This is a genomic window from Conexibacter sp. SYSU D00693, from assembly GCF_017084525.1.
Taxonomy (GTDB): domain Bacteria; phylum Actinomycetota; class Thermoleophilia; order Solirubrobacterales; family Solirubrobacteraceae; genus Baekduia.
This window is the reverse complement of record NZ_CP070950.1, coordinates 2163795-2189119: the sequence shown is the minus strand read 5'-3', so window position 1 is coordinate 2189119 and position 25325 is coordinate 2163795. Positions and strand designations below refer to the sequence as shown.

The window sequence follows — 25325 nt, the reverse complement described above, 5'->3', positions numbered from 1 at the left end:
ACGACAGGAGCCGACCATGCAGCAGACCGACGTCCATGCCGCCTACCGCGCCGCGATGGAGGCGGGCGACCCCGAGGCGGTCAAGGCGACCCTCGCGCCCGACATCACCTTCCACAGCCCGGTGACGCCCAAGCCGTTCGTCGGCCGCGACGCCGCCGGGCACGTGCTGGCCAACATCCTCGAGGTCTTCGAGGACCTCCGCTTCACCGCCGAGCTGGCGGGCGGCGACCAGGTGGCCATCGTCTTCGAGGCGCGCATCGGCGACCGCGACCTGCAGGGCATCGACCTGCTGACCTTCGACGACGACGGGCTCATCTCCGAGTTCCGCGTGCTGGTCCGCCCGCTCACGGGCGTCGTCGCGATCCAGAACGCCATGGCGCCGCGCTTCGGCAGCCAGCCCGTCGTCCTCACCACCGCCGGCTGAGATGCCCGCGCCGCGTGGGGAGACGGTCGCCGTCGCCGGCGGCACGGGCGCGCTCGGCCACGGCCTGGCCCTGCGGCTGGCCGCCGCGGGCCTGGCCGTGCGCCTGGGCTCGCGCGACCCGGCCGCCGCGGTCACCAAGGCGGTCGAGGTCGCCGACGCCGTCCCGGGCGCCGACGTCGTCGGCGCCCGCAACGAGGAGGCCGTCGCGGGCGCCGCCCTCGTCGTCCTCGCGGTGCCGTTCGCGGCGCACGCCGCGACGCTCAAGCGCCTCGCGAAGGTCGTCGAGGACGGGCAGGTCGTGCTCGACACGACCGTGCCGCTGGCGACCGCCGTCGGCGGCCGTCCCACCCGGCTGCTCGGCGTCCCGCAGGGCTCGGCGGCCGAGCAGGCGCGCGAGCTGCTGCCCGCCCGCGTCGAGGTCGTCGCCGGCCTGCACTCGGTCGCCGCGGCGTCGCTCGCCGACCTCGACCACGAGCTCGACGAGGACGTCCTGCTCTGCGGCGACGACGCCGGCGCGCTGGACGTGGTGGCGCAGGTCGTGGGGCGCGTGCCGGGACTCCGGCCGGTGGCCTGCGGGACGCTGACGCTCGCCCACAGCCTCGAGGCGCTCACGCCGCTGGTGATCTCGGTCAACGTGCGTCACAAGGTCCGCGCCGGGATCGCCCTGCGCGGCCTGGGCGTCCCCGCCTCGAGCGCGGCCTGATGGCCGCCCCGGCGATCGAGGTCGTCGACCTGCACAAGCGCTTCGGCCCGGTGCCGGTGCTCGCGGGCGTCGACCTCGAGATCCCCGAGGGCCAGATCACGGTCGTCCTCGGGCCGTCGGGCACCGGCAAGTCCGTCCTGCTCAAGCACCTCATCGGCCTGCTGTTCGGCGACCAGGGCGACGTGCTGGTCCACGGCGAGTCGGTCGGGTCGATGACGATGGACCGGCTGCTCGAGCTGCGCCGGCGCTTCGGCCTGCTCTTCCAGGACGGCGCGCTCTACGGGTCGATGGACGTCTTCGACAACGTCGCCTTCCCGCTGCGCCAGCACACCGACCTGCGCGAGCACGAGGTGACGGAGATCGTCGAGCGCCGGCTCGAGGACGTCGGCCTCGCCGGCGCGGGCGACCGGCTGCCCAGCGAGCTGTCGGGCGGGATGCGCAAGCGCGCGGGCTTCGCGCGGGCGCTCGTGCTCGACCCCGACATCGTCCTCTTCGACGAGCCCGACTCCGGGCTGGACCCGGTGCGCACCGCGCTGCTGTGCGACCTGATCCTCGACGTCCACGCCGAGCAGGGCGGGACGTACGTCGTCATCACCCACGACATCGCGTCGGCCCGCCGGTTGGGCCAGCACGTCGCGGTCCTCTGGCAGGGCCGCATCGTCGACGCGGGTCCCGGCGAGGCGATGTTCGCCTCCGAGGACCCGTTCGTCCGCCAGTTCCTGGCGGGCGCGACGGTCGGCCCGCTCGGCATGGGCTGATGCACGGCACGTGTGCCCGAAGGGGGGCATGGGTGACCCCCGCCGGAGGATTGCCCGGTCACACCGGCCCGGAGAGCATCGCACCAGGTCAGCTCACCGCACCCGTGCCGGGTCAGACGCAGGGAGGAGGAGAGGCACGTGGCCGTTGACGTCCGGGCGCCGCTGTCGCCCGCCCCCCGAAGCAGGACCGCCGGTCCCCGGCGCGGCGCCGCCGACGGCGGCGTGCGCCACGCGCTGGGCGCGCCCGTGCGCGCGATGGAGCAGGTCGCCGGGATGGTGCTGCTCACGGCCCGCGTGCTCGTCGTGTCGCTCACCCCGCCGTTCACGTGGGTGCCGGACGTCATCGACCAGGCCTACCTCGTGCTGCAGCGCTGCCTGGTGCCGATGGTGTTCTCGACGGTCTTCTTCGGGTTCAGCGCGCCCGGCCTGCAGGCGTCGAACTTCCTCAGCCTGCTCGGCACGACCGACCGCCTCGGCGCGTTCTTCGTCATGGCGTCGGTGCGCGAGTTCGCGCCGTGGATCACCGCCATGGTCGTCGCCGGCGTGGCGGGCACCGCGATCTGCGCCGACCTCGGCGCGCGCAAGGTCCGCGACGAGCTCGACGCGATGGCGGTCATGGGCATCGACGCGGTGCGCACGATCGTCGTCCCGCGCTTCTACGCGCTGGGCGTCATGACGTTCTTCCTGAACATCCTCGCGCTCGTCTTCGGCGTGTTCGGCGGGTGGCTGTCGGCGGTCGTCGTGTTCGGCGAGACCACCGCCGGGTTCCTGTCGACCTTCGCCTCGAACTTCTCGCTGCCGGACCTGCTCGGCAGCGTCCTGAAGACCACCGGGTTCGGCTTCATCGTCGCGATCGTCTGCTGCTACAAGGGCATGAACGTCAGCGGCGGCTCGGCCGGCGTGGGGCGCGCGGTCAACCAGGCCGTGGTGATCTCGTTCGTCGGGATCTGGGTCTTCAACTACGCGTTCACCTCGACCCTCCTCGCCGCCTTCCCGGAGACGGCGAACCTCCACTAGGCGGCGACGTGGAGGCCCACGCCCAGCACGAGCAGCGCCCCCTCGGGCCGTTCCCGCCGGCGCGGGGGCCGCAGACCGCGGCCCAGCGCCTCGGCCACGGCCTGGCCGACCCGGTCAAGGGCGGCCTCGCGCAGGCCGGCGACTTCGCCGCGTTCGTCCTGCGGGCGCTGGCCGAGCTGCGCGGCGTCGGCCGCTACGCCGGCGAGGTCATCCGCCAGGTCGGCCTCCTGGTCACGGGCTCGGCGCTCGTCATCTGGTTCATGGAGTTCATGGTCGGGACGATGTGCGGCACGGAGGCCAACTACGTGCTGCGCGGCTACGGCGCGACCGCGTACTCCGGCCTCTTCACGCAGGGCTGCGGGCTGCGCGAGCTCACGACGTTCATGTGGGGCTACGTGCTCTCGGCGAAGGTCGGCTGCGGCCTGGTCGCCGAGATCGGCTCCATGCGCATCAACGAGGAGCTCGACGCGATGGAGGCCCAGGGCATCAACCCGATGCGCTACGTCGTCGCGACGCGGCTGCTGGCGGCGTGGATCGCGTTCCCGCTGCTCTACATCACCGGCCTCGGCTTCTACTACCTGGCCAACTACCTCGTGCTGATCGTGCAGATCGGCGAGGTCTCGCAGGGCGGCTGGGAGCTGACGCACTGGGCGTTCCTCGACCCGATGGACGTCCTGTACGCCGAGGTCAAGGCGATGGGCCTCGGCACCGCGATCGTCCTCATCGGCATGTACTTCGGCTACCGCGCGCGCGGTGGGCCGGTCGGGGTCGGCACCGCGACGGCGCGGTCGATGATCCTCAACCTCATCGTGCTCCACGTCCTCGGGGCGCTCGGCACGATGCTGTTCTGGGGCCTGAACGCGCGATGGCCCATCGGGGGATGACGGTGCGGCGCGCCGGCAGCTTCCTCCTGGGCCGCCCGTGGCTCGTCATCGGCGCCGCCGCGCTCGTCGCGGGCGCGCTGTGGGTCGCGAGCACGCGGTCCCAGCCCCACCGCATCACCGCGGCGTTCAGCGCGGCGCTGTCCATCGCGCCCGGGCTCGACGTCCAGGTCGACGGGGTCGACGTCGGCAAGGTCGTCGACGTCGAGTACGCCGACGGCCAGGCCCGCGTCGAGCTCGGCATCGACGACGAGGACGTCTGGCCGCTGCGCCAGGGCACGACCGCCGAGCTGCGCTTCGGCACGACGGTCGGCAACGGCACGCGCACCGTCCAGCTGCACCCCGGCCCGCGGGACGCGCGGCCGATCCCGGAGGGCGGGGCGCTCGGGCGCGACATGACCCAGACGCCGGTCGAGCTCGACCAGCTCTTCGACACGATGGACCGCCCGACGCGCGGGCGCTTCAAGCGGATGCTGCGCGGCACCGGCGAGAGCCTCGAGGGCCGCGGCGCCACGCTCGGGCGCGGTCTCGAGGCCGCGCCGGCCGGGCTCGACGCGGTCGGCGGCGTGCTGTCGGACCTCGCGGCCGACCAGCAGGCGATCGCCGGCCTGGTCACCAACGCCGACCGCGCGACGGCGACGCTCGCCGCGCGCCGGCCGCAGATCTCCCGCCTGCTGGCGGTCGCCGCGTCGACGTTCGACACCTTCGCGCGCGACACCGACGGCGTGCGCGCGTCGCTGGACGACCTGCCCTCGACGCTGCGCCAGACGCGCGCGACGCTCGGGCGCCTGAGCGGCTCGCTGCCCGGCCTCACCGCGCTCGTCGACGACGTCGCCCCGGGGGCGCGCGATCTGCGGACGCTCGCGCCGGTCGCGACGCGCGCGGTGCGTGAGCTGCGCCAGACCTCGGCGCTGGGCGACGGCGTCCTGCGCTCGGCGACCGCCCACGCCCCCGACGTCACCGCGCTGCTGCGCGCGGGCGGCCCGTTCCTCGAGCGCACCGGCAAGGTGCTCGGCGGCCTCGAGCCGGCGCTCGGCTGCCTGCGCCCCTACGGCCCCGAGCTCGCCGGCTTCCTCTCGACCTGGGCCGGCTACGCCCAGAACTACGACGCCACCGGCCACTACGCGCGCACGCACATCCTCCAGGGGCCGACGTCGGTGGGCAACGTCCCGCTGACCTCCAAGCAGTTCCTGAGCGTCGTGCCCGGGACGACCTACGCGCTGCCGCGCCCGCCCGGCCTCAACGAGGGCCAGCCGCGGTTCCTGCCCGAGTGCGGCGCGGGGCGTGAGGCGCTGGACCCGGCCAAGGACCCGGAGGCCCGGCCGTGAGCCGCCTGCGCGCCGCCGTCCTGCCGCTCGTCGTCCTGCTCGGCACCGTCGGCCTCGTCGTGCTCGGCAAGCGCGTGCTCTTCGACCACGACGGCGGCTACGTCGTCAAGGCGGAGTTCGCCGACTCGGCGGGGCTGCGCAAGAACTCGGCGGTGAAGGTCGGCGGGGTGCCCGGCGGGCGGGTCACCGACCTCGAGGTGACCGAGCGCGACACCGCGCTGGTCACCATGCGGCTGGATCCCGAGGCGGCGCCCGTCGGTGCCGGGGCCACGGCGCAGTCGCGGCCGGTCAACCTCCTCGGCGAGAAGTACGTCGACCTCGGGGCCGGTGACGCCAAGCGCGCCCTGCCGTCCGGCACGACCATCCCGTTGCGCGAGACGGGCTCCGCGGTCGAGCTCGACGACGTCCTCAACGTCCTGGACCCGCAGGTGCGCGCCCGCGTGCGCATCCTCATCAACGAGGCGGGCGTCGCGCTGGCCGGCCGCGGGGCGGACTTCAACGGGCTGCTGCAGAGCTTCCCGCCGGCGCTCGACGAGCTGCACCGGACGATCGCCGACCTCGGCGCCGACACCGCGCAGATGCGCCGGCTCATCGTCCAGGGCCGCCGCGTCATGGGCGCGGTCGACGAGCGCCGCGACGACCTCGGCCGCCTCGTGGACGGCGCCGCGGGCGCGCTGGACGCCGCGGCGTCGCGGCGCACCGAGCTCGGCCGCGCCGTCGAGCAGGCGCCCGCCGCGCTGTCCCAGCTGCGCAGCACCGTCGACGGCCTCGGCGACGCGGCGCAGGACCTCGCCCCGGCCGCCGCGTCGCTGCGCGCGAGCGCCCCCGCGCTCACCGACGTCCTGCGCCGGCTGCCCGCCTTCGCGGCCGACGCATCGGGGACGCTGACCACCGCCCGCGACACCGCGCCCGCGCTGACCCGGCTGGGGCGCCGCGGCGCGGCGCCCGTCTCGCGGCTGCGCCCCCTGGCCGACCGGCTGGCGACCTTCGCCGCCGACCTCGCGCCCGTCACGAAGACGCTGGACGGCTCGATGGCCGACGCCCTGGGCTTCGTCCACGGCTTCGCGCGCGCGATGCAGCAGCGCGACGGCCTCGGCCACCTCCTGCGCCTCCACGAGGTGGTCAACGCGGACTCGCTCAAGGTGCTCGTCGACCGCTACGTCAAGGGCCCGGCCAGGCGCCGCGCGCCCAAGCGCGAGACCGCGCGCCGGGCGCCCGAGCGCCCGGCGACGCCCCAGCGCCCGGCGGCCAAGCCGGCGCCGGCGCCCGTCCTGCCGAAGGTCTCGGAGCTGCCCAAGCGCCTCGAGGAGGGCGTCAAGGACACCGTGGTGCGCACGACCCAGGGCGTCGACCGGCTGCTGGAGCTCCTGCTGGGGAGCGGACGGTGAGCGTCCTGCGCCGGCGGCGGGGACGTCGCGAGCTCGGCCGCCCGACGATGCTGCTCATCGGCGTGCTGACCACCGCCGTGGCCGGCGTGCTGCTGTGGATCGGCTACGACGCGCCCAACCGGATCCCGGGCGAGCGCTACTACACCCTGCTCGCCCAGTTCGACGACGCCGACAACGTCACCGCGCACTACCAGGTGCGCATGGGCGGCAGGAACGTGGGCCAGGTCCTCGACCCGCGCGTGCAGGACGGCAAGGCCGTCATCGAGCTCCAGCTCGAGCGCGGCGTCGCGCCGCTGCGCTCCGACACCACGCTGCGCATCCGGCCGCGCAGCCCTGTCGGTGTGCGCTTCGTCGAGCTGACGCCGGGCCGCAGCGGCGACCCGCTGCCCGACGGCGCGCTCATCCCGTCCCGCCAGACGTCGTCCACCGTCACGCTGGACACGTTCCTCGGGACGCTCGACGCGCGACGCCGGCGCGAGGCGCACACCGTGCTGTCCCAGCTCGGCGTGGCCTTCACCGACCGCGGGGCGGACCTGAGCGACACCATCGGGGCGGCGCCGCGGTTCCTGCGCGACACCCGCGCGGCGCTCGGCGCCCTCAACGACCTGCCCGGCGCGACGCGCGGGTTCGTCGCGGGCGCCCAGGGCGCGGCCGCCGCGGCCGACCCGGTGCGCGACGACATCGCCCAGGGGCTGCGGCCCGAGGCGCGGGTGCTCGACGTCGTCGCCCAGCGCCGGCGCGCCCTGCAGGAGGCGCTCGAGGTCGCGCCCGCCTCGCTGGCCGCCGTGCGCGGCGGGCTGGCCGCCGCCGACCCGCTCGTGCGCGAGCTCGGCCGGCTGGGCACCGCCGCGGCGGCGACGCTGCGCCCCGCGCCGCAGGCCTTCGCCCGCACCTCCGCGCTGCTGCGCACCGCACGGCCCGGCCTGCGCGCGGCCCCGCGGGCGCTGCGCCTGGCCGAGCGCGCGACCGCGCCCACGCTGCGCCTCCTCGGCGAGCTCGACCCCGTCGTGCCCGTCGCCGAGCGGGGCCTCGAGGAGCCGCTGCCGCTGCTGCGCGAGCTCGGCGGCCGCGACTGCGACGTGCGCCGCTGGTTCGCCGGCTGGCGCGCCGCCCTGGGCCTCGGCGTGGACGACGGCCGGCGCATCGGCCCGGCGACGTCGCTGCGCCTCGCCCTCCTCACGACCCTGGAGAGCGTCGGCGCCCAGGGCCCGGCGCTGACGTCGCGCCTGCCCGGCGTGCAGACCGACACGTACCCGGCGCCCTGCGGCGGAGGCGGGCGATGACGCGCGCCGCAGACCCGCGGCGGCGGCTGGCCGGCCGCTTCGCCCTCGTGCCCGGCCAGCACCGCCCGCACCGGGTGCGCGACGGCGCGATCTTCCTCGCCGTCGTGGGCTTCCTGCTCGTGGCGGGCTTCGGCCGCGGCATCCCGTTCTGGCCCGACGGTCGCGCCACCGTGACGGCGGACTTCGCCCAGGCCGTGAGCCTGCGCGAGGGCGCGCCGGTCCGCGTGGCCGGCGTCGACGTCGGCACGGTCGACGGCGTCGACCTGGGACCGGGGGGTCGCGGCGCGCGCGTGACGATGAAGCTCGACGACGACCAGGAGGTCGACGTCCGCCGCGACGCCCGCGCCCACCTCTTCTGGCGCACGCTGCTGGGACGCAACATGTACGTCCAGCTCGACCCCGGGACGGCCGGCGCGCCCGCGCTGGGCGACGACGTCCTGCCGGCGTCGCGCACGACGGCCCAGGTCGAGGTCGACCAGGTGCTGCACCCGCTCGACGACGGCGGCCGGCGCGCGCTGCAGGTGACCACGCGCGAGTTCGAGCGCGGGTTCGCCCAGCCCTCGGCCGTGCAGGACACCATCGACGCGCTGCCCTCGGCGAGCGACTCGCTGGCCGGCGGCGTGTCGGCGCTGCGCGGCAGCGCGACCGGCGACCTCACCCGCCTCGTGCGCAGCACGAGCCGCGCGCTCCGCGCGCTGGCCGCCGACGACGACGCGCTGGCGGGCACGGTCGAAGGAGCGGAGGTCGTCCTCGGCGTCACCGCCGCCCGGCGCGCCGACCTCGCCGGCGTGCTCGACCGCGCGCCGGCAGCCGAGCGGCGCACGATCACGACCATGGCCCGGCTGCGCGGGACGCTCGGGCGCCTCGACCCGCTGGCCGCGCAGCTGCGCCCGGGGGCTCGCCGGCTCGACGACGCGGTCGGCGCGGTGCGCCCGGCGCTGGACGTGGCCGACCCGCTGCTGCGCCGCGCCCGACCGCTGCTGTCGCGCCTGCGGCCCGCTGTCGCGGACCTCGGGCGCGCGGGCACCGTCGGCGTCCCGCTGTTCGACGCGCTGGACCCCACGCTCGACCGCTCGCTGGACCGCCTGCTGCCCTGGCTGCAGGAGCGCGACGACGAGACGAAGCTGCGCAACCTCGAGGCCATCGGCCCCTGGTTCAGCGGGGCCGACGCGATCGCCAGCCGCTTCGACGCCAACGGCTACGTGCTGCGCATGCAGCCCGGCGCGAGCCTGCAGTCGATCGACTCGCTGCCCTGCCAGCTGTACCTGACCGACCCGACCGCGCCGCAGCTCGCGCGCTGCTCGGCGCTCAAGCAGGCGCTCGGCGCCGTGCTCGGAGGGGGCCGCCGCCGATGAGGCTCAACGTCGACCGGATCCGCCTCGAGGTGGGCCGCGCCCGCCGGCCGTTCGGCTGGCTGCTGTGGCTCGCGCTGTGCGCGGTGATCGCCTCGTGGGTCGTCTTCCGCAACCAGACGTTCGAGCGCCCGTGGGAGGACTACGAGCAGGTGCGCGTGGCGGTGGCCGACGCCAAGGGCGTGCAGGCCGGCCGCCACCAGGTGCGGATCGCCGGCGTCGTGGTCGGCGTCGTCAAGCGCACCGAGCTCGTCGACGGCCGCGCCGTGCTGACGCTCTCGGTGGAGCGCGAGCACGCGCCGCTGTACCGCGACGCGCGCTTCCGCGTGCGCCCGCAGACGCCGCTGCAGGACATGTACGTCGCCATCGAGCGCCGCGGCACACCGCGGGCCGGCCGGCTCGGGCCCGACGAGGTCGTCCCGGCCGAGCAGACCGTCTCGCCGGTCGACATCTCCCGCGTGCTGAACACCTTCGACGCGCCGACGCGCACCCGGCTGGCGACGGTCCTCGACGGGCTGCGCGAGGGCCTGGACCGCGACGGCGGCGACCAGCTGCGCGCGGCGTTCGTCCAGCTCGGGCCGTTCCTGCACGCGGCCGACCGCCTGACCCACGTCCTCCAGCGCCGGCGCACCGAGACACGCGAGCTCGTGCACAGCATGGGCGGCGTCACGCGGGCCCTGGCGGTGCGCGACCGCCAGCTGCGCCGCCTCGTGCGGGGCGGCAGCGCGACGCTCGGCACGCTGGCCGAGCGCGACGCCCCCCTGAGCGCGACGATCGCCCAGCTGCCGCCGCTGCTGCGGACGCTCGACGGCTCCTTCGCCCGGGTCCAGGCCGCGCAGGACGAGCTCGACCCCGCGCTCACGGCGCTGCAGCCCGCGGCGCGCGCGATGGACGACGGGCTCGAGGCGCTGCAGCGGTTCGGCGGCGAGGCGACGCCCGCCTTCCGCGCGCTGGACCCGGCGGTCCGCGAGCTGCGCCCGCTCGTCGGCGACCTCGCGCCCACCGCGCGGTCCCTCGCGCTCGGGCTGGACCGCCTGCGACCGCAGGCCCCGGCGTTCGACCGCATCACGCGCAAGCTCGAGGGCTGCCTGTACCCGCTGCAGAAGTTCCTCCACTGGGGCCTCTCGGTGTTCAAGTTCGGCGACGCGACGGCCGCCTACTCGCGGTCGACCTCGTCGATCGGCCTGGACAGCGCCGGCGGCGCCGTGAAGGACTCCGGCAACCGCCATGAGCCCGACTGCGCGGAGGGATCCGGATGACCGTCAGCCAGGCGCGCCGCAAGCTCGTCGTCCTCGCCGCCTTCCTGGCGGTGTGCGTCGCGGTGTTCGCCTACCTCTTCACCATCGCCGGCGCGAAGCTCCCGTTCAGCGGCGAGGACTACACGGTGCGCACGGTCGTCCCCGACCCGTTCCAGCTCGTGCCCAACGGCGACGTGCGCCTGGCCGGCGTCAAGGTCGGCACCGTCGAGCGGATCACGCCCCGGGGCGGCGCCGGCGTCGTCGAGATCGCCGTCGACCCGGACTACGCGCCGATCCACCGCGACGCGCGGGTGCGCGTGCGCACGAAGACGCTGGTCGGCGAGAACTACCTCGACCTCGAACCCGGCAGCCCGCGCGCCGGGGACCTGCCCGACGGCGGGACCCTCCCGCTGGACCAGGCCGACGAGGCGGTGCAGCTCGACAAGATCCTCTCGAGCTTCGACCGGCGCACCCGCGCGGAGGTGCGCCGCAACCTCGACGGCCTGGGCACCGCGCTGCGCGGCCGCGGCGAGGACGCCAACGCGCTGTTCGGCGCCCTGAACCCGACCGTCGAGCAGGGCGCCACCGTCATGGGCGTCCTGCGCCGGCAGCGCGCGGCGTTCGCGCGCGTCGTGCAGCGCACGGGCCAGGTGCTCGACGTCTTCGGGCAGCGCACCGAGGCCGTGCGGGCGCTCGCCACCCAGGCGCGGCGCGCGGCGCAGGCGGCGTCCTCGCGCGACCGCGAGCTGGGCGAGACGATCGACGCGCTGCCCGCGACGCTGCGCCAGGCGCGCACGACGTCGGGCGACCTCGCCCGCTTCTCGCGCCGCGCGACGCCCGTGCTGGGCGACCTGCGCCGCGCGACGACCGACCTCGAGCCCGTGGTGCGCGACCTCGGCCCGGCCGCCGTCGACGCCCGCCGGCTCTTCGCCCGGCTGCCGCGCTTCATCGACCGCGCCAACCCGCTGCTCGACGCCCTCGCGCCGTTCGCGGACCGCACCCGCACCGCCGTGCCGCGCCTCGACGGCGCGCTGCGCGAGCTCAACCCGCTCGTGGGCCACCTCGCGCCCTACAGCAAGGAGCTCGGCGCGTTCTTCGCCGCCGTCGGCTCGACCACCGCGGCCAAGGACGGCGTGAGCAACTACCTGCGCGTGCAGCAGGTCTACAGCCCGACGTCGCTCGCGGCCCAGACGCCCGAGCTCCAGGCGGCGCTCAAGGCGCTGACGTCGGCGGGCGCGCTGGCGCCGTTCGTGGGCGAGGGCCGCAACGCGTACCCCCGGCCCGGCGCGATCACGCGGCCGCGCGACTTCACCGGCGAGGTGCCGGTGCTGTCGCGCCAGCCGCGCCGCTAGGCGGCGACCGCCTCGGGGTCAGCCCGCGCTCGGGCTGCGCTGCGCCGCCGACGCCCCGACGGGCGTCACCTCGACCGCGACGCCGCTGAGCGCCGCGTTGCCCGACGGCACGTCGAGGCCGCCCGGCCCGGTGATCGCGTTGAGGTTCGCGCCGGGGTGCTCCGTGGCGACGGAGAGACGCAGGCCGGGGCCGTCGTGGCCCCAGCCGTGGGGGAGGGAGACCACGCCGGGTCGCACCGCGTCGGTGACCTCGACGGTCGCCCGGACCGCGCCGGCGGCGGAGCGCAGCTCGCACAGCCCGCCGTCCTCGAGCCCGCGCGCGCCCGCGTCGTCGGGGTGGACCTGCAGCGTGCAGCGCTCGCGCCCGCGCATGAGCGACGGGACGTTGTGCAGCCACGAGTTGTTCGACCGGATCTGCCGGCGGCCGACGACGACGAGTGGCCGGTCGGCGGCCAGGTCGTCCCGCAGGCGGTCGAGGTCGGCGACGAGGCGGGGCGGCGCGAGCTCGACCTTGCCGGTCGGCGTGCGCAGGACCTCGGGCAGCCGCGGCTGCAGCGGGCCGAGGTCGATGCCGTGCGGGTGGCGCTGCAGCCTGGCGAGCGTCAGGCCCTCCGGGCGCTCGCCGAAGCGGTCGCCGTAGGGGCCGGCGCGCAGGAGGAGGTCGAGCCCGCGCTGGGGACCGCGACCCGGGCCGAGCGCGTCGAGGAGGTCCTGCGGGTCGCGGTGGCCCAGCACGCTGCCGGGCTCGTCGACCACGTCGTGGACGAGCGCCGAGAGCAGGAGGTCCTCGAGCGTCGCGCGGTCGACGACCCCCAGCCCCGCCAGCACCGCGACGAGCTCGAGCAGCAGGTCGTGCTCGGTCGGCGTCCCCGGCGCCGGCGGCAGGGCTGCCGGGGTCCAGCGCACGTGGTTGCGGCTCGTGAGCTGCTCGAAGAAGACGTCGTGGTGGTCGCGCTCGAGCGGCGAGGGCGGCGGCAGCACGACGTCGGCGTGGCGCGTCGTCTCGTTGAGGTACGGGTCGACGCAGACGAGGACCTCGACCGCCTCGAGGGCCGCCTCGTACCTCGCGCTGTCCGGCGTCGAGCGCGCGCCGTTGGCGGCCATGGTGACCAGCGCCCGGATCGGCGTGCCGGGCGCGAGCAGCTCGTCGGCCAGCGCCGCGACCGGCAGCTCGCCCAGCACCTCCGGGTGGCGTCCCGAGGGCGTGCGCCACCGGTCCATCGGTGCGGCCGGCCCGTGCCCCGGCGTGCCGCGCGTGTTGTGCGTCGCCGCCGCGGCCTTCGGGAAGAGCATGCCGCCCGGGCGGTCGAGGTTGCCGGTGACCGCGGCCAGCGCGTAGGTCAGCCAGCAGGTCAGCGAGCCGAAGGCCTGCGTCATCGCGCCGACCCGGCCGTAGAGGGCGGCCGACTCGGCGGTCGCCACCTCGCGGGCCAGGCGCCGGACGTCGGCGGCGGGGATCCCGCAGCGCGCGGCGACCGCCTCCGGCGTGAAGGGCGCGACGGCGGCGCGCAGCGCGTCGACGCCGTGCAGGTGGGGGCCGAGCCGCGAGAGGTCCTCGAGCCCCTCGGCGAACACCGTCTGCACCATCGCCGCCAGCAGCGCCGCGTCCGCACCCGGGCGGATCGCGACGTGCTCGTCGGCGGCGTCGGCGGTGCGCGTGCGCACCGGGTCGACGACCACGATCCGGCCCCCGCGCTCCTGGATGCGCTGCAGCCGCCCGCGGGGTGCGGTGATGCCCGTGGCGTTGGACACGAGCGGGTTGCACCCGACCAGCACGAGCAGCGAGCAGCGGTCGACGTCCGGCGTCGGGATCGTGAACGAGGCCGTGTCGCGCGCGCCGAACATGAGCCCGGCGGCGGTCATCATCGGCATGTGGTCGACGGTGGCGGTCGTGTAGACCTGCTGGGCGCCGAGCAGCCGCAACGCCGCCCAGCCGTAGGTCCACATGCCGTAGTCGTGCGCGAGCGGGTTGCCGAGGTGGAAGGCGACCGCGTTGGGCCCGCTCTCGCGGACCACCGGGCCCAGCCGCGCCTCGAGCTCCGCGAACGCCTCGTCCCAGGAGACCTCGACCAGCGTGCCGCCGCGGCGCACGAGCGGGGCGCGCAGGCGGTCGGGGTCGTGGTGCAGGCCCTGCAGCGCGGCGCCCTTCGGGCAGATGAAGCCGCGGGTGGGGGCATCCGGGTCGCCGCGCACGCCCGTCACGCGGTCGCCCTCGACGGTCACCTTGACGCCGCAGGCGACCTCGCAGATGGGGCAGGTGACCAGCTGCTCGCTCACGCCGTCGCTCCCATGGCACGGCCCAGGGCTGCGAGCGCGGGGGTCGTGACCCGCTGCTGCAGCGCCGCCGGCAGTCCCGCCGCCAGGACGTCGGCGCCGCTGGCGTGGACGGCGGCCATGACCGCCGGCAGCGGCGGCTGGCCGCGCCGCGTCAGCCGGCCGGCACGGGTGGCGCGGCCGAGGTGCAGGCCGAAGGCCAGCCACTCGGGGGCCGCCGGGCCCAGGAGCGTCGTCACCGTGGCCGGCCCGTCGGCCGTCGCCCACGGGTCGACGTGGGGGGTGCCGGCCGGGACGACCACGACGTCGCCGGGCCGGGCGGTGCGCCGGCGCACGCCCTGCACGAGCCGGACCGTCCCGTCGCGCACCATGTGCACCTCGTCGGTGTGCGCGTGGCGGTGGGGCGCGAGGAAGCCGGCGCCGGCGCGGTAGGAGCGGTCCAGGCACGTCCACCACGCGCCGTCGAGCCAGACGGGCGCGCGCAGGGCGACGGTCGCACGTCCGTCAGGGGCGGTGAAGCGGGCGACCACCGGCGGGGGCAGCGGCCCCGCGAGCGGGTCGGGCGGCGCTGATGGCCCGGTCACGGCAGGACCGTACCGGCGCCCGGCTCACCCGCTGGGGGGAACCCGGGTGTCCGAACGGGCCGCGCTTGGCAGGATGGCCGCGATGCAGGGTCTGCGCTACACGCCACTGGTCGCCGAGCACGCGGCGCACCTCGACGAGCTCGCCAAGGACGAGGGCACCCAGCGCTTCACGCGCGTGCCCGTGCCGACGCCGCCGGGCTACGGCGGTGAGCACTGGATCCCGCGCTACGAGCGCGGCCGGGCCGAGGGCACCGCCGACGCGTTCGCGGTCTTCGACGAGGCCGGGGCGTTCGTCGGCGTGGTCATGGCGCCGACGATCGACCGGGCCGCGCGCGAGGCGGAGATCGGCTACCTCGTCGCCCCGCCGGCCCGCGGTCGCGGCGCCGCGACGGCGATGCTGCGATGGATGACGCGTTGGACCTTCGACGAGCAGGACGTGCTGCGTGCGACGCTCATCATCGACGCCGAGAACCCGGCGTCCCAGAAGGTCGCCGAGCGCTGTGGCTACGTGCTCGAGGGGACCATGCGCCACGCCCACCTCAAGCAGGACGTGCGCATCGACGCCCAGCTGTGGGCGCGGCTGGCGAGCGACCCCGAGCCCGAGGGCTAGCCCCGCTCGGTGGCCCGGCCGGCGTCCAGCGCGCGCGACCCGCGGGTCGTCGACGCCGCGGCGCTGCTGCGCGACGCGGACGCGCGGGCGGCCGCGCAGGCCGTCGCGCTCGACGGCGACGAGCTGCTGGGCGCGGCGCTGGACGAGGGGCTGCTGCCCGACTGGGTCCTCTGCGCGCCCGGCCACGCGGCGCGCGCGCCGTGGCGCGACCGGCTGCCGCCGGGCGTCCCGGTCGACGACGCCGCCGCCGACGCCCTGCGGGCCCTCGCCGCGCTCGGCCAGCCGCCGCGCGTCGTCGCGCGCGTGCGCCTGCCCCCGCCCCCGCCGCTCGACGAGCTGCCGCCCCGCGCGCTCGTCCTCGCGGGGGTGCGCGACGAGGGCAACGTCGGGTCGATCGTGCGCACGGGCGCGGCGTTCGGGGTCCCCCGGGTGCTGCTCACCGGCGGCGACCCCTTCGCGCGCCGGGCGCTGCGCGCGTCGCTGGGTGCGGCGCTGCGGCCCGGCCTCGTGCGCACCGGCGCCTCGCTCGCGGACCTCGCGGCCCTCACCGGCCGCCCGCCGCTGGCGGCCGCCGTCCCGCGCGGCGGCGTCGCGCCCGGCGAGCTGCCCGAGGGCGCCGTGGTCGTGCTCGGCGCGGAGCGCGACGGGCTCGCCGGGGACGACCTCGCGCGCTGCGACCTGACGGTCTCGATCCCCGCGGCGGGGTTCGAGTCGCTCAACGTGTCGGCGGCCGCGGCGATCCTCGTCGCGGTGCTCGCCCGCCGCTGACGGCCGTTCGTCCTCGATCCGGCGCGTCGGGCGCGGACCCGCGGTTAGGGTCGCGCGGGTGGAGGGGTCCGTGATCACCGACGTCCTGCTGCCGGCAGCCCTGGCGGTGATCATGGTCGTCCTCGGGCTGTCCCTGACGCTCGACGACTTCCGGCGGATCTTCACGGTCCCCAAGGGCGTCGCCATCGGCCTCGCCAACCTCCTGGTCATCGCGCCCGGGCTCGCCTTCCTCGTCGCCGAGGTCTTCGGCCTCGACCCGGTGCTGGCGGTCGGCCTGGTGCTCCTCGGCGCGTCCCCCGGCGGGACGATGGCCAACCTCCTCACGCACCTCGCGCGCGGCGACACCGCGCTGTCGGTGTCCATGACGGCGATCTCCAGCGCGAGCGCCGCCATCACCGTCCCGCTCTACCTCGAGCTCGCCACGGACCGCTTCGACGCGACCGCGCTGGCCGAGGACCCGGAGATGCTCAGCATCGTCGCGCGGGTCTTCGCCATCACGGTCCTCCCGCTCGCGCTGGGCATGTGGCTGCGCAGCCGCGACCCGGAGAAGGCGATGGCGCGCGAGCCACAGGCCAAGAGGACGGCGTTCGGCATCTTCCTGCTGGTGGTCGTCGGCGCGGTGGCCAGCGAGGCCGAGACGGTGCTCGACGAGTTCACCGCCGTGGCGGGCGCGTGCCTCGCGCTCAACGTCCTGGCGATGAGCGTCTCCTACGCCACGGCCCGCGTCGCGCGCCTCGACGGCCGCCAGTCCACGGCGATCTCGCTCGAGCTGGGCCTGCACAACTCGACGCTCGCCATCGCCGTGGCGGGGACGATCGACTCCGACCTCGCCATCCCGGCCGCGGTCTACAGCGCCTTCATGTTCATCACCGCCGGGCTGTTCGCCCGCGTGATGGCCCGCCGCAACGCCGAGGAGCCGCCGCCGCAGTCAGCGGACCAGCTCGTCGGCCAGCCGGCGGAGGTCTGACGCCGGGTCCGTGCAGAGCCCGACGTGCACCTCTCCGGGCTGCACGACGGTCGACGCGGGCGCGGTGAGGTAGCCGAAGCGGTCCGACGGCTCCATCGCGGCGACCGGTCCGGCGTCGGGCTCGCCCCGCGCGACCCGCACGAGCCCCTCGAGGTGCGCGCGGACCGCGTCGAGGTCGAGGTCGGGGGCGATGGCCCGCACCCGCGCCTCGTCGACGTCGACGATCGCGTCGAGGAAGCGCGCGCGGCGGCAGAAGAGCACGACGCCGACGTTGACCCGCTCCCCGCGGGGCAGCGACGGGACGACCCGCCAGACGGCGTACTGGAAGGCCTCAGCGCCGCCGGGCACGGTGCTCCTCGGCGTGGGCGGTCCAGGCGTCCGACGCGGCGACGCGGGCGAGCAGGTGCTCGACGTAGGCCTCCGGCGGGTCGCCGGCGAACCAGTCCGGCGGGATGGCGTCGACGATCGCGCGCAGCAGCGGCTCGTCGACCTTGGGCGCGAGGCGCTGCGCCGCGTCGGGCAGCGGGCCGGCGGCGTCGAGCAGGACGTGCTGGGCGGCCATCGGCAGCGGCGCGGCCGGGTCGGCGTGGTCCAGCCCGGCGTGCTGGCGGAAGAGCGCGGCGCCGTGGTCGATGAGCCACAGCCGGCCGTGCCACATCAGGAGGTTGGGGTTGCGCGGCGTGCGGTCGACGTTCTCCACGAGGCAGTCGAACCACACGACCGCCGCGGCGAGGTCCGGGCCGGGCGGGCGGCCGGTCGACGGCGCGTACGGCAGCGCGCCGGGCAGGAAGTCCAGCCCGGCGTTCGTCCCGCCGCTGGCCTGGACGAGCTCCTGGATCTCCGGGTCGGGCTCGGCCCGGGCGAGCTCCGTGTCGACGTCGGCGACGACGAGCTCGGGCACCGGGAGGTCGAGCGCGCGGGCCAGCTCGCCGGCGAGGACCTCGGCCACGAGCGCCAGCCGTCCCTGCCCCGCGCCGCGGAGCTTGACGACGTAGAGGCCGTCGTCGTCGGCCTCGACGAGCGCGGGCATCGACCCGCCCTCGCGCAGGGGTGCGACGTACCTCGTGGCGCGGACCGTCCTCAGCACGGGCACCCAACGCTAGTGCGAACCAGGGGACTGTCCCCTTCTTCGCACGCGGGGCGGGCTGGGACAGGCGCCCGAGGGCGAGGGCGAACCAGGGGACTGTCCCCTTCTTCGCACGCGGGGCGGGCTGGGACAGGCGCCCGAGGGCGGGGGCGAACCAGGGGACTGTCCCCTTCTTCGCACGCGGGGCGGGCTGGGACAGGCGCCCGAGGGCGAGGGCGAACCAGGGGACTGTCCCCTTCTTCGCACGCTAGGCGGGCTGGGACAGGTGCCCGAGGGCGGGGAGGGCGGCGGTCAGCGCCGCGCGCTCCTCGCCGTCGAGGCGGTCGAGGCGGCGGGCCAGCGCGTGCTCGCGCGCCTCGCGGACCACGGCGAGCCGCTCACCGCCCTCGCGGGTGATGGAGACGAGGACGGCGCGCCCGTCGGCCGGGTCGGGCTCCCGGGCGACGAGGCCACGCTGCTCGAGCCGGCCGACCAGGGCGGTCATCGTCGGCTGGGCGACCTCCTCGGCAACGGCGAGCTCGGTCACCCGCAGCGGACCGTCGTGCGCGACGCGAGCGAGGACGGAGGCGGCGGTGACGCTCAGCCCGTAGACGGCCTCGCGGCGCAGGACGCGCTGCAGGTCGCGCAGGTGCTCGTCGAGCTCACGGGCCAGGCTTCCGGGATCCACACCATCTATGTAGCACCACTATGAAAGGTGCCAGGCACCTTGCGCGGCTAGGTCAGGGCGGCGGCGTGCTCGGCGGTGAAGACGGCGGGCCAGCCGCCGGTGTGCCAGAAGACGACGGGACCCCCCGCGTAGGCGCCTGCGCGTGCGCGCGCGACGAGGCAGGCCAGCGCCTTGCCGGTGTAGACGGGGTCGCAGACGATCGCCTCGGTGCGGGCGAGCAGCCGGATGGCATCGAGCCCCTCAGCGGTCGGGACGCCGTAGCCCTCGCCGAGGAAGCCCTCCTCGAGGTCGAGGTCGTCCGGGGCGAGCGCCAGCTCCGGCGCGCCGCCGGCGACGGTGAACGCCTCGCGGGCCAGCCAGGCGTGCAGCTCGCCGATCACGCCCCCCATGCCGTCGACCACGAGGACGCCGCGGACCGCCGGGCCGCGGCCCGCCAGCTCGCGCCCCGCCACGAGCCCGCCGTGGGTGCCGCCCGTGGACGACGCGTGCAGGACCTCGACCGGCTCGAGACCCCGCGCGTCGAGCTGGTCCAGCAGCTCGGCGTAGGCCGCGGCGAAGCCGGTGGCGCCCAGGGGCGTCGAGCCGCCCGCGGGCAGCACGAGCGGCGCGCACCCCTCGTCGCGCAGCGCGGCAGCCTCCGCCTCGGCGCGCTCCGCCAGCGCGGCCCAGTCCGTCGTCCCCGCCGCCACCACGACCTCGGCGCCGAACAGCGCGTCGAGCAGGACGTTGCCCTCGGGCGCGGTCCCGTCGCCGTCCGGGACCCCGAGCACGAGCCGGCACCGCCACCCCAGACGCGCGCACGCCGCCGCCGTCGCGCGCGCGTGGTTGGACTGCGCGGCGCCGACCGTCACCACCGCGTCGACGCCCTCCTCACGGGCCGCCGCCAGCGTCCGCTCGAGCTTGCGCACCTTGTTGCCGGCGACCCCCGGGCCGCCGACGTCGTCGCGCTTCATGAGCACCCGCGCGCCGACCGCCTCCGAGAAGCGCGGCAGCTCGTGCAGCGGCGTCGGCAGGTCGGTCAGCGCGAGCCGGTCAGGGAGCCCCATCGCCCGATCCTGGCATTCGTGTCGTCCCGGTGAGACGATCGCCGCACCACCCGACCAGAAGGGAGCAGTCCATGGAGTCCTCCCGTCCCGCGCGCGTCCTCGTCGTCGCCCACCGCACGGCCGCCACGCCGGCGCTGCTCGACGCGGTCCGCCGCCGCGCCGCCGAAGGCCCGGCGCGCTTCACGCTCCTGGTCCCCAACCCGGCCCACGGCCTGCACCGGGCCGTCGACCCCGAGGACCACGGGCGCGACGAGGCGCAGGTGACCGTCGGCCTGGCGGTGCCGCTGCTCGAGGAGGCGGCGGGCTCGCCGGTCGAGAGCATCGTCGGCGTCGCGAGCCCGATCGACGCCGTCGCCGACGCGCTGCACCTCCACGGCCCGTTCGACGAGGTGCTCGTCTCGACGCTGCCGCGACGCCTGTCGCGCTGGCTGCACATGGACCTGCCGGCGAAGCTCAACGGCTTCGGCCTGCCGGTCACGACGGTGACGGCGAAGGCGACCGAGCGGGAGGCCCAGCCGGCGTAGCGGCGCGTCGCAGCAGCTCCACGTCGCGCAGGTCCACCCGCCGCGTGCGCCGGCGGTACTCGAGCTGGAAGCCCGGCCAGTTCGAGAGGTTGCGGCCGTCCTCGCCGACGTACCAGGACCGGCAGCCGCTCTGCCAGACGGTGCCCTCCAGCCGCGCCTGCGTCTGGCGGTCGAACGCGTCGAGCGCCGCGGTCCGCACGTCGAGCGCCGCCGCGCCCTCGCGCTCGAGGGTGCGGACCGCGTCGACGACGTAGCGCGCCTGGCTCTCGAGCATGTAGACGATCGAGCCGGCGCCGAGGTTGGTGTTCGGGCCGTAGAGGACGAAGAGGCTCGGGAAGCCCGGCACGAGCATCCCGAGGTGCGCCCGCGCCGCGCCGCCCCACGCGGCCTGGAGGTCCTGCCCGCCGCGCCCGGTCACCTGCATGGGCGCGACGAAGCCGTGCGAGGCGAAGCCGGTGCCGAGGATGACGACGTCGGCGCGGTGGTGGGTGCCGTCGGCGGTGACGAGCCCGTCCTCGACGACCTCGGCGATGCGCTGGTCCACGAGCTCGACGTGGGGCCGGGCGAGCGTGGGGTACCAGTCGTTGGAGATCAGGACGCGCTTGCACCCGGCCTCGTCGGTGGGGGCGAGGCGGGCGCGCAGCTCCGGGTCGCGCACCTGCGCGCGCAGCTGCGCCCGGCCCAGGCCGACGAGCTGGGCGCGCGCCAGCGCGCGCAGCGGCGCCCACCGCCGCGACGGCGCCATGAAGGCAGGGATGAGCGACTCGAACCACAGCCACGACACGGCGCGCGCCGCCCGCTGCCACGACGGGAAGCGCGCGAAGAACGCGCGGTGGCGGGCGGAGTACGCGCGGTCGCCCTTGGGCACGACCCACGGCTGCGAGCGGCCGAAGACCCGCAGCCGGCGCACGACCGGCGCGATCTCGGGGACGAACTGGATGGCGCTGGCGCCCGTGCCCACGACCGCGACGTCCTTGCCGCGCAGGTCGACGTCGTGGTCCCAGTGCGCGGAGTGGAACAGCGGCCCGGCGAAGCGCCCCAGCCCGGGGAGGTCCGGGACGACCGGCTCGGAGAGCTGGCCGGTGGCGCAGACGAGCACCTCGGCCTCGAGCTCCTGGCCGGCCGCGGTGCGCAGCCGCCAGAGCAGCCCCTCCTCGTCCCACGTGGCCGAGACGACCTCGGTCCCGAAGCGCACGTCCTCCAGCACCCCGAAGCGCTCGGCGCAGTCGCGCAGGTAGGCCAGGATGTCCGGCTGGGGCGAGTAGCGCCGCGACCAGCGCGGGTTGGGCGCGAAGGAGAACGAGTACAGGTGGCTCGGCACGTCGCACGCCGCCCCGGGGTAGGTGTTCTCGCGCCACGTCCCGCCGACGTCCTCGCCGCGCTCGAGCACCACGACGTCCTCGACGCCCGCCCGGCGCAGGAGGATCGCCGTGCCGATCCCGGCGAAGCCGGCCCCGACGACCACGACGCGCGGCGCCACCGCCTACACCCCGAAGATGGCGAGGTGGACGAGGCCGGCGCCGAAGCCGAGCACGGCGCCGTGCAGGACCAGCAGCCACTCGTCCTCGCGCATCGCCGTGCGCAGCATCTCCGAGAAGTCCGCCGCCGGCAGCTCGCGCATGCGCTCGGCGATGAGCGCCCGCACCCGGGTGGACTGCTGCCTGGAGAACTCCGGGTCGGTCAGCGGGGTCATCGTGTAGTCGACGCCCTCCGTGGCCACCGAGTCGCGGATCGCGTCGTACTCGCGCGGGCCGACCGCCACGCGGACCGCGCCGCGCGCGAAGCCGGTCGCGCGGTCCACGGCGGGGCGCAGCGCGTCCTCGATCATCCGCCGCGTGCGGTCCGAGCGCGGGCCGTGCAGCAGCTCGTCGCCGATGTTCTCCATGGTGACGATGTCGTTGGCGATGACCTCGGCGTAGACGTCGGCCGCCTCGTGCTGGCGGCGCAGGAACAGGCCGTGCAGTCGCAGCGGTCCGACCTTCCGCGGCTCGATCGGCTCGAAGATCATCCAGATCGCCAGCCAGTTCGTGACGTAGCCGATGACCGTGCCGGCGATCGGCAGGACCCACCAGTGGGGGAACGCCTCGACGAGGAAGATCGTCGGGATCCCGCAGAGGAAGCCGAAGACGCCCCCGAAGCGGATGATGAACTGCAGCTCCTGGCGGCCGACCTCGAGGAAGATCCGGTTCGAGAGCTCCGGGTGCTCCTCGATGTGCCGGATGACCATGAGCTTGATGTCGAGCAGCTGGTCGATGTTCTCGCCGATGCGGTCGGTGACCGAGCGCACGATGTCGGGCAGCTGCTGGCGCACCCGCTGGTGGACCGCCTCGCGCACGCGCGGCGGGAGGCTCTCCCACAGCCGCGGGTGCTCGCGCAGCATCACGCGCTCGACGAGGTCGTGGATGTCGCGGTCGGCGCTCGCGAGGATGCGCTCGGCGATCTTGTCCGGCTCGAGCTGGGCGTAGAACTCGGCGGGCGAGCCGAGCTTCGCGATCCCCTTGTCGACGGCGATCGAGCCCATCTTCGCCGCGCGCGACGGGATGATCCCCTGCCAGCCGACGCCGCCCTGCATCACGCCCGGGATCTGCTGGATGCGCCGCGGCAGGATCGCGGCCATCGGCGCCAGGCCCGGCACCCGCACGCCGCGGAAGCGCAGCGGGTTGAAGAGCATCCAGATGCCCGACCAGTTCGTGACGTAGCCGATGATCCCCGAGAAGACCGGGATGGTGAGCATCCCGACGAGCCCGGAGCTCGACGCGAGGATCAGGGCAGACACACCCGGCAGAAGTCCGCGCCGAACGGCGTGAGGAGGATCTGGCGCCGCACGGTCTTGCCGCGGCCGGCGCGCTTGAGCGCGGAGGTCACCTCGGGCTGGGCCTCGAGGACCTGGTAGGCGAGCGGGTCCTCGAGCGCCTCGCGCGAGAACCAGATGAGGCCGAGGCGGAAGAGGTTGTTGAGGTAGGCGGGGACGCGGTCGACGTACCGGCAGCCGGCCTTCGAGCCGATCATCGTGATGCCGGGCGCCATGGTCTGGGCGCCGATGTCCAGCGGGCGCCACGTCTTGACGTCGACCGCCGGCTGGGCGCCCTCGGCCGCCAGCAGCCGCAGGATGCGCGCCTCGTCGGGCGCGAGCTCCTCGAGGATCCGCGCGTAGGCGGGGTGGGCCTGCACGGGGTCGTCGGCGGCGTCGACGTCGGCCGAGCGCGCCAGGAGCTGGGCGCCGAGGTCGCGCAGCGTCGGCAGGGCGTCGTCGGCCGCTGCGGCGCCGTTGCCGTTGCCGTTGCGGTCGAAGACGGGTCGCGGGGCGACGCGGGCGACGCGCTCGTCGAGGTCGGCGACGCCGAGCGCGTTGCGCGCCTGCTCGCGCAGCGCGTGCTCGGCGTCGGAGAGCAGGTGGCCGACCGACTCGCCGCGGGTGGCGGCGCGTGCGACGCGGGCAGTGGCCTTCACGCCGGAGGTCAGCGTCCAGCCGACGGTGCGCAGGTAGGCCTCGCCCGCGAGGCGGGCCAGACCGGGCGCCAGGCGCAGGAGGTCGGCGGGCTCGGCGCCCGCCGATCCGCGCCCGTCGGGGCCCGCCGCCTCCTCGTCGAGGGGCGGCAGGTCCTCCAGGTGCTCGGCGCGGCGCTCCATGACCCGGAGCGATCGTAGATCGGACCGGGTCCGCCGCGCGAGCGCGGCGTTGCAGCTGGCGCCCTAGCGGCGGCCGCGACGGCGGCGCGAGCCGCCACCGGGGCGCGACGAGCCGGCGCCGCTGCGCGCCTGCCCCCCGCCGGTGCGCGTCTGGGTGCCGCCGCCCCGCGGGGCCGCCGCCTTCGGGGCGAGACCCGTGTGGGCGAACTCGCGCTCGAGGCCCAGCGAGCTGGCGATCTTGTGGACGTCGGCGCCCTGGTCGTCCATCACGAGGGTGATGCCGATGCCGTCGCGGCCGGCGCGCGCGGTGCGCCCGACGCGGTGGACGTAGTCCTCGCGGTCGGCGGGCGCGTCGAAGTTGATGACGTGCGAGACGTCGCGGACGTCGATGCCGCGCGCGGCCACGTCGGTCGCCACGAGCGTGCGGACCTCGCCGGCCTCGAAGCGGGCCAGGGCGCGCTCGCGCTGGCGCTGGGACTTGTCGCCGTGCATGGCGACGGCCTCGACGCCGTGGTGGCTCAGGCGCTTGACGAGCCGGTCGGCGCCGCGCTTGGTGCGCACGAAGACGAGGGCCAGCGCGTCGGGCGCCTGCTCGAGCTCGTGCACGAGGCGGGCGAGCTTCTCCTCGTGGGCGACGCGCACGAAGCGGTGCTCGACGTGGCCCTTCTTCTCCGTGGCCGGCTTGTGGGTGTGCTGGCGCGGCTCACGCGTGTAGCGGGCGGCCAGGTCGGCGACCGAGCCGTCGAGCGTCGCGCTGAACAGCAGCGTCTGGCGGTCGCGGGGCAGCTGCTTGACGATCCGCTCGACCGCCGGGCGGAAGCCCATGTCGAGCATGCGGTCGGCCTCGTCGAGGACGAGCGTCTGGACGTGCTTGAGCGTGAGCGAGCCGCGCTGGAGGAGGTCCATCAGGCGCCCAGGGGTGGCGACGACGACGTGCGCCTTGGCGGCCTCGCGCTCCTGCTTGACGATGCCGACGCCGCCGTAGACGGCCTTCACGCGCAGGGCGCGGGCGTGGGCGGGGCCGTGGAGCTCGTCGACGATCTGCGAGGCGAGCTCGCGGGTGGGGGCGAGCACGAGGGCCGCGGGGCGCGGGCCGTTGGCGTCGGTGCGCTCGAGCATCGGGACGCCGAAGGCGAGCGTCTTGCCGGTGCCCGTGGGCGACTCGACGAGGAGGTCATGGCCGGCCAGGGCGTCCGGGAGGACGAGCTGCTGGACGGCGAACGGGTGCTCCGCGCCCTGGCGGGCGAGGGCGGCCGCGGTCGCGGCGGACACGCCGAGGTCGGCGAAGGACTGCTTGGACATCTGCCTGCTTCCTGGTCGGCCCGGATGGCCGACGCGTGGGGTTTCACGAACTCCCCACGGTCATCACACGGCAGAGAGATCCCGAGCGGCACCGTGCCGCTCTGCCCCTGAGGCTAGCAGCGGCCTCCGCGGTGCCTGTTCG

Annotated in this window: 25 protein-coding genes; 15 read left to right on the top strand and 10 right to left on the bottom strand. The window is 76.0% G+C overall.

The annotated features are described in order from the left end of the window. The first annotated feature begins 16 nt into the window (after window positions 1-16). The 11 genes from JUB12_RS10870 (at window position 17) to JUB12_RS10820 (ending at window position 11724) form a co-directional block, all read left to right on the top strand. Window positions 17-424 (top strand): nuclear transport factor 2 family protein, encoded by a 408-nt coding sequence (locus JUB12_RS10870; RefSeq protein WP_205699635.1) that lies wholly within the window; start codon window positions 17-19, stop codon window positions 422-424. Window position 425: 1 nt separating this feature from the next. Further along, the gene (gene npdG, locus JUB12_RS10865) at window positions 426-1127 is read left to right on the top strand and encodes an NADPH-dependent F420 reductase (protein WP_205699634.1); all 702 of its coding nucleotides are present in this window, start codon (window positions 426-428) and stop codon (window positions 1125-1127) included. Continuing rightward, window positions 1127-1885, top strand: coding sequence for an ABC transporter ATP-binding protein (locus JUB12_RS10860; protein WP_205699633.1), 759 nt, complete (start codon window positions 1127-1129; stop codon window positions 1883-1885). The genes npdG and JUB12_RS10860 overlap by 1 nt, the downstream gene beginning before the upstream one ends. Window positions 1886-2023: 138 nt before the next feature. Continuing rightward, window positions 2024-2902 carry an ABC transporter permease gene (locus JUB12_RS10855; protein ID WP_241004503.1) on the top strand — a complete coding sequence of 293 codons (879 nt, stop codon included), beginning with the start codon at window positions 2024-2026 and terminating at the stop codon, window positions 2900-2902. An 8-nt stretch (window positions 2903-2910) separates the two neighbouring features. Next, window positions 2911-3786, top strand: a complete 876-nt coding sequence (locus JUB12_RS10850; RefSeq protein WP_241004501.1) for an ABC transporter permease — start codon at window positions 2911-2913, stop codon at window positions 3784-3786. Further along, entirely contained in the window at window positions 3783-5111 is a 1329-nt protein-coding gene (locus JUB12_RS10845) for an MlaD family protein (RefSeq protein ID WP_205699632.1), read from the top strand. Before JUB12_RS10850 ends, JUB12_RS10845 begins: the two co-directional genes overlap by 4 nt. Continuing rightward, window positions 5108-6499 carry an MlaD family protein gene (locus JUB12_RS10840; protein ID WP_205699631.1) on the top strand — a complete coding sequence of 464 codons (1392 nt, stop codon included), beginning with the start codon at window positions 5108-5110 and terminating at the stop codon, window positions 6497-6499. The genes JUB12_RS10845 and JUB12_RS10840 overlap by 4 nt, the downstream gene beginning before the upstream one ends. Continuing rightward, window positions 6496-7782 carry an MlaD family protein gene (locus JUB12_RS10835; RefSeq protein WP_205699630.1) on the top strand — a complete coding sequence of 429 codons (1287 nt, stop codon included), beginning with the start codon at window positions 6496-6498 and terminating at the stop codon, window positions 7780-7782. The genes JUB12_RS10840 and JUB12_RS10835 overlap by 4 nt, the downstream gene beginning before the upstream one ends. Then, entirely contained in the window at window positions 7779-9137 is a 1359-nt protein-coding gene (locus JUB12_RS10830; protein WP_205699629.1) for an MlaD family protein, read from the top strand. Before JUB12_RS10835 ends, JUB12_RS10830 begins: the two co-directional genes overlap by 4 nt. After that, a complete protein-coding gene (locus JUB12_RS10825) occupies window positions 9134-10393 on the top strand; it encodes an MlaD family protein (RefSeq protein WP_205699628.1) in 1260 nt (419 codons plus the stop codon). The genes JUB12_RS10830 and JUB12_RS10825 overlap by 4 nt, the downstream gene beginning before the upstream one ends. Then, entirely contained in the window at window positions 10390-11724 is a 1335-nt protein-coding gene (locus JUB12_RS10820) for an MlaD family protein (protein WP_205699627.1), read from the top strand. The genes JUB12_RS10825 and JUB12_RS10820 overlap by 4 nt, the downstream gene beginning before the upstream one ends. A gap of 18 nt (window positions 11725-11742) precedes the next feature. On the opposite strand, the gene JUB12_RS10815 is transcribed toward JUB12_RS10820, so the two are convergent. Both JUB12_RS10815 and JUB12_RS10810 read right to left on the bottom strand, forming a co-directional pair. Further along, entirely contained in the window at window positions 11743-14001 is a 2259-nt protein-coding gene (locus tag JUB12_RS10815) for a molybdopterin-dependent oxidoreductase (protein WP_205699626.1), read from the bottom strand. Beyond that, window positions 13998-14582: a cupin domain-containing protein gene (locus JUB12_RS10810; protein ID WP_205699625.1), complete on the bottom strand. Its 585-nt coding sequence runs from the start codon at window positions 14580-14582 to the stop codon at window positions 13998-14000. The genes JUB12_RS10815 and JUB12_RS10810 overlap by 4 nt, the downstream gene beginning before the upstream one ends. A gap of 82 nt (window positions 14583-14664) precedes the next feature. On the opposite strand from JUB12_RS10810, the gene JUB12_RS10805 reads away from it, so the two are divergent. Genes JUB12_RS10805 through JUB12_RS10795 form a run of 3 tightly spaced genes read left to right on the top strand, consistent with a single transcriptional unit; the run spans window position 14665 to window position 16927 of the window. Continuing rightward, on the top strand, window positions 14665-15192 hold the full coding sequence (locus tag JUB12_RS10805; RefSeq protein ID WP_205699624.1) for a GNAT family N-acetyltransferase: 528 nt from the start codon (window positions 14665-14667) through the stop codon (window positions 15190-15192). 9 nt (window positions 15193-15201) lie between these two features. Then, window positions 15202-15960, top strand: a complete 759-nt coding sequence (locus tag JUB12_RS10800) for an RNA methyltransferase (RefSeq protein WP_205699623.1) — start codon at window positions 15202-15204, stop codon at window positions 15958-15960. Window positions 15961-16018: 58 nt separating this feature from the next. Beyond that, window positions 16019-16927, top strand: a complete 909-nt coding sequence (locus JUB12_RS10795; RefSeq protein ID WP_205699622.1) for a bile acid:sodium symporter family protein — start codon at window positions 16019-16021, stop codon at window positions 16925-16927. Here JUB12_RS10795 and JUB12_RS10790 read toward each other — a convergent pair. From JUB12_RS10790 to JUB12_RS10775, 4 genes are all read right to left on the bottom strand, one after another. Next, window positions 16889-17275: a DUF3037 domain-containing protein gene (locus JUB12_RS10790; RefSeq protein WP_205699621.1), complete on the bottom strand. Its 387-nt coding sequence runs from the start codon at window positions 17273-17275 to the stop codon at window positions 16889-16891. The two genes, JUB12_RS10795 and JUB12_RS10790, sit on opposite strands and share 39 nt — an antisense overlap. Beyond that, on the bottom strand, window positions 17259-18011 hold the full coding sequence (locus tag JUB12_RS10785; protein ID WP_205699756.1) for a HipA family kinase: 753 nt from the start codon (window positions 18009-18011) through the stop codon (window positions 17259-17261). Before JUB12_RS10785 ends, JUB12_RS10790 begins: the two co-directional genes overlap by 17 nt. A 250-nt stretch (window positions 18012-18261) precedes the next feature. Then, the gene (locus JUB12_RS10780) at window positions 18262-18681 is read right to left on the bottom strand and encodes a MarR family transcriptional regulator (protein ID WP_241004498.1); all 420 of its coding nucleotides are present in this window, start codon (window positions 18679-18681) and stop codon (window positions 18262-18264) included. A 47-nt stretch (window positions 18682-18728) separates the two neighbouring features. Beyond that, the gene (locus JUB12_RS10775; RefSeq protein ID WP_205699620.1) at window positions 18729-19727 is read right to left on the bottom strand and encodes a pyridoxal-phosphate dependent enzyme; all 999 of its coding nucleotides are present in this window, start codon (window positions 19725-19727) and stop codon (window positions 18729-18731) included. 71 nt (window positions 19728-19798) lie between these two features. Between JUB12_RS10775 and JUB12_RS10770 the strand changes: the two genes are divergently transcribed. Then, window positions 19799-20251: a hypothetical protein gene (locus JUB12_RS10770; RefSeq protein ID WP_205699619.1), complete on the top strand. Its 453-nt coding sequence runs from the start codon at window positions 19799-19801 to the stop codon at window positions 20249-20251. On the opposite strand, the gene JUB12_RS10765 is transcribed toward JUB12_RS10770, so the two are convergent. The 4 genes from JUB12_RS10765 to JUB12_RS10750 all read right to left on the bottom strand — a co-directional run bounded on the left by JUB12_RS10765 (window position 20202) and on the right by JUB12_RS10750 (window position 25183). Further along, window positions 20202-21731: an NAD(P)/FAD-dependent oxidoreductase gene (locus JUB12_RS10765; protein ID WP_205699618.1), complete on the bottom strand. Its 1530-nt coding sequence runs from the start codon at window positions 21729-21731 to the stop codon at window positions 20202-20204. The two genes, JUB12_RS10770 and JUB12_RS10765, sit on opposite strands and share 50 nt — an antisense overlap. A 3-nt stretch (window positions 21732-21734) precedes the next feature. Next, complete coding sequence (locus JUB12_RS10760) at window positions 21735-22985, bottom strand: DUF445 domain-containing protein (RefSeq protein ID WP_371822330.1); 1251 nt, start codon at window positions 22983-22985, stop codon at window positions 21735-21737. 29 nt (window positions 22986-23014) lie between these two features. After that, window positions 23015-23881: an Abi-alpha family protein gene (locus tag JUB12_RS10755; protein WP_205699616.1), complete on the bottom strand. Its 867-nt coding sequence runs from the start codon at window positions 23879-23881 to the stop codon at window positions 23015-23017. Window positions 23882-23944: 63 nt separating this feature from the next. Next, a complete protein-coding gene (locus tag JUB12_RS10750; protein ID WP_205699615.1) occupies window positions 23945-25183 on the bottom strand; it encodes a DEAD/DEAH box helicase in 1239 nt (412 codons plus the stop codon). Window positions 25184-25325 lie beyond the last annotated feature (142 nt).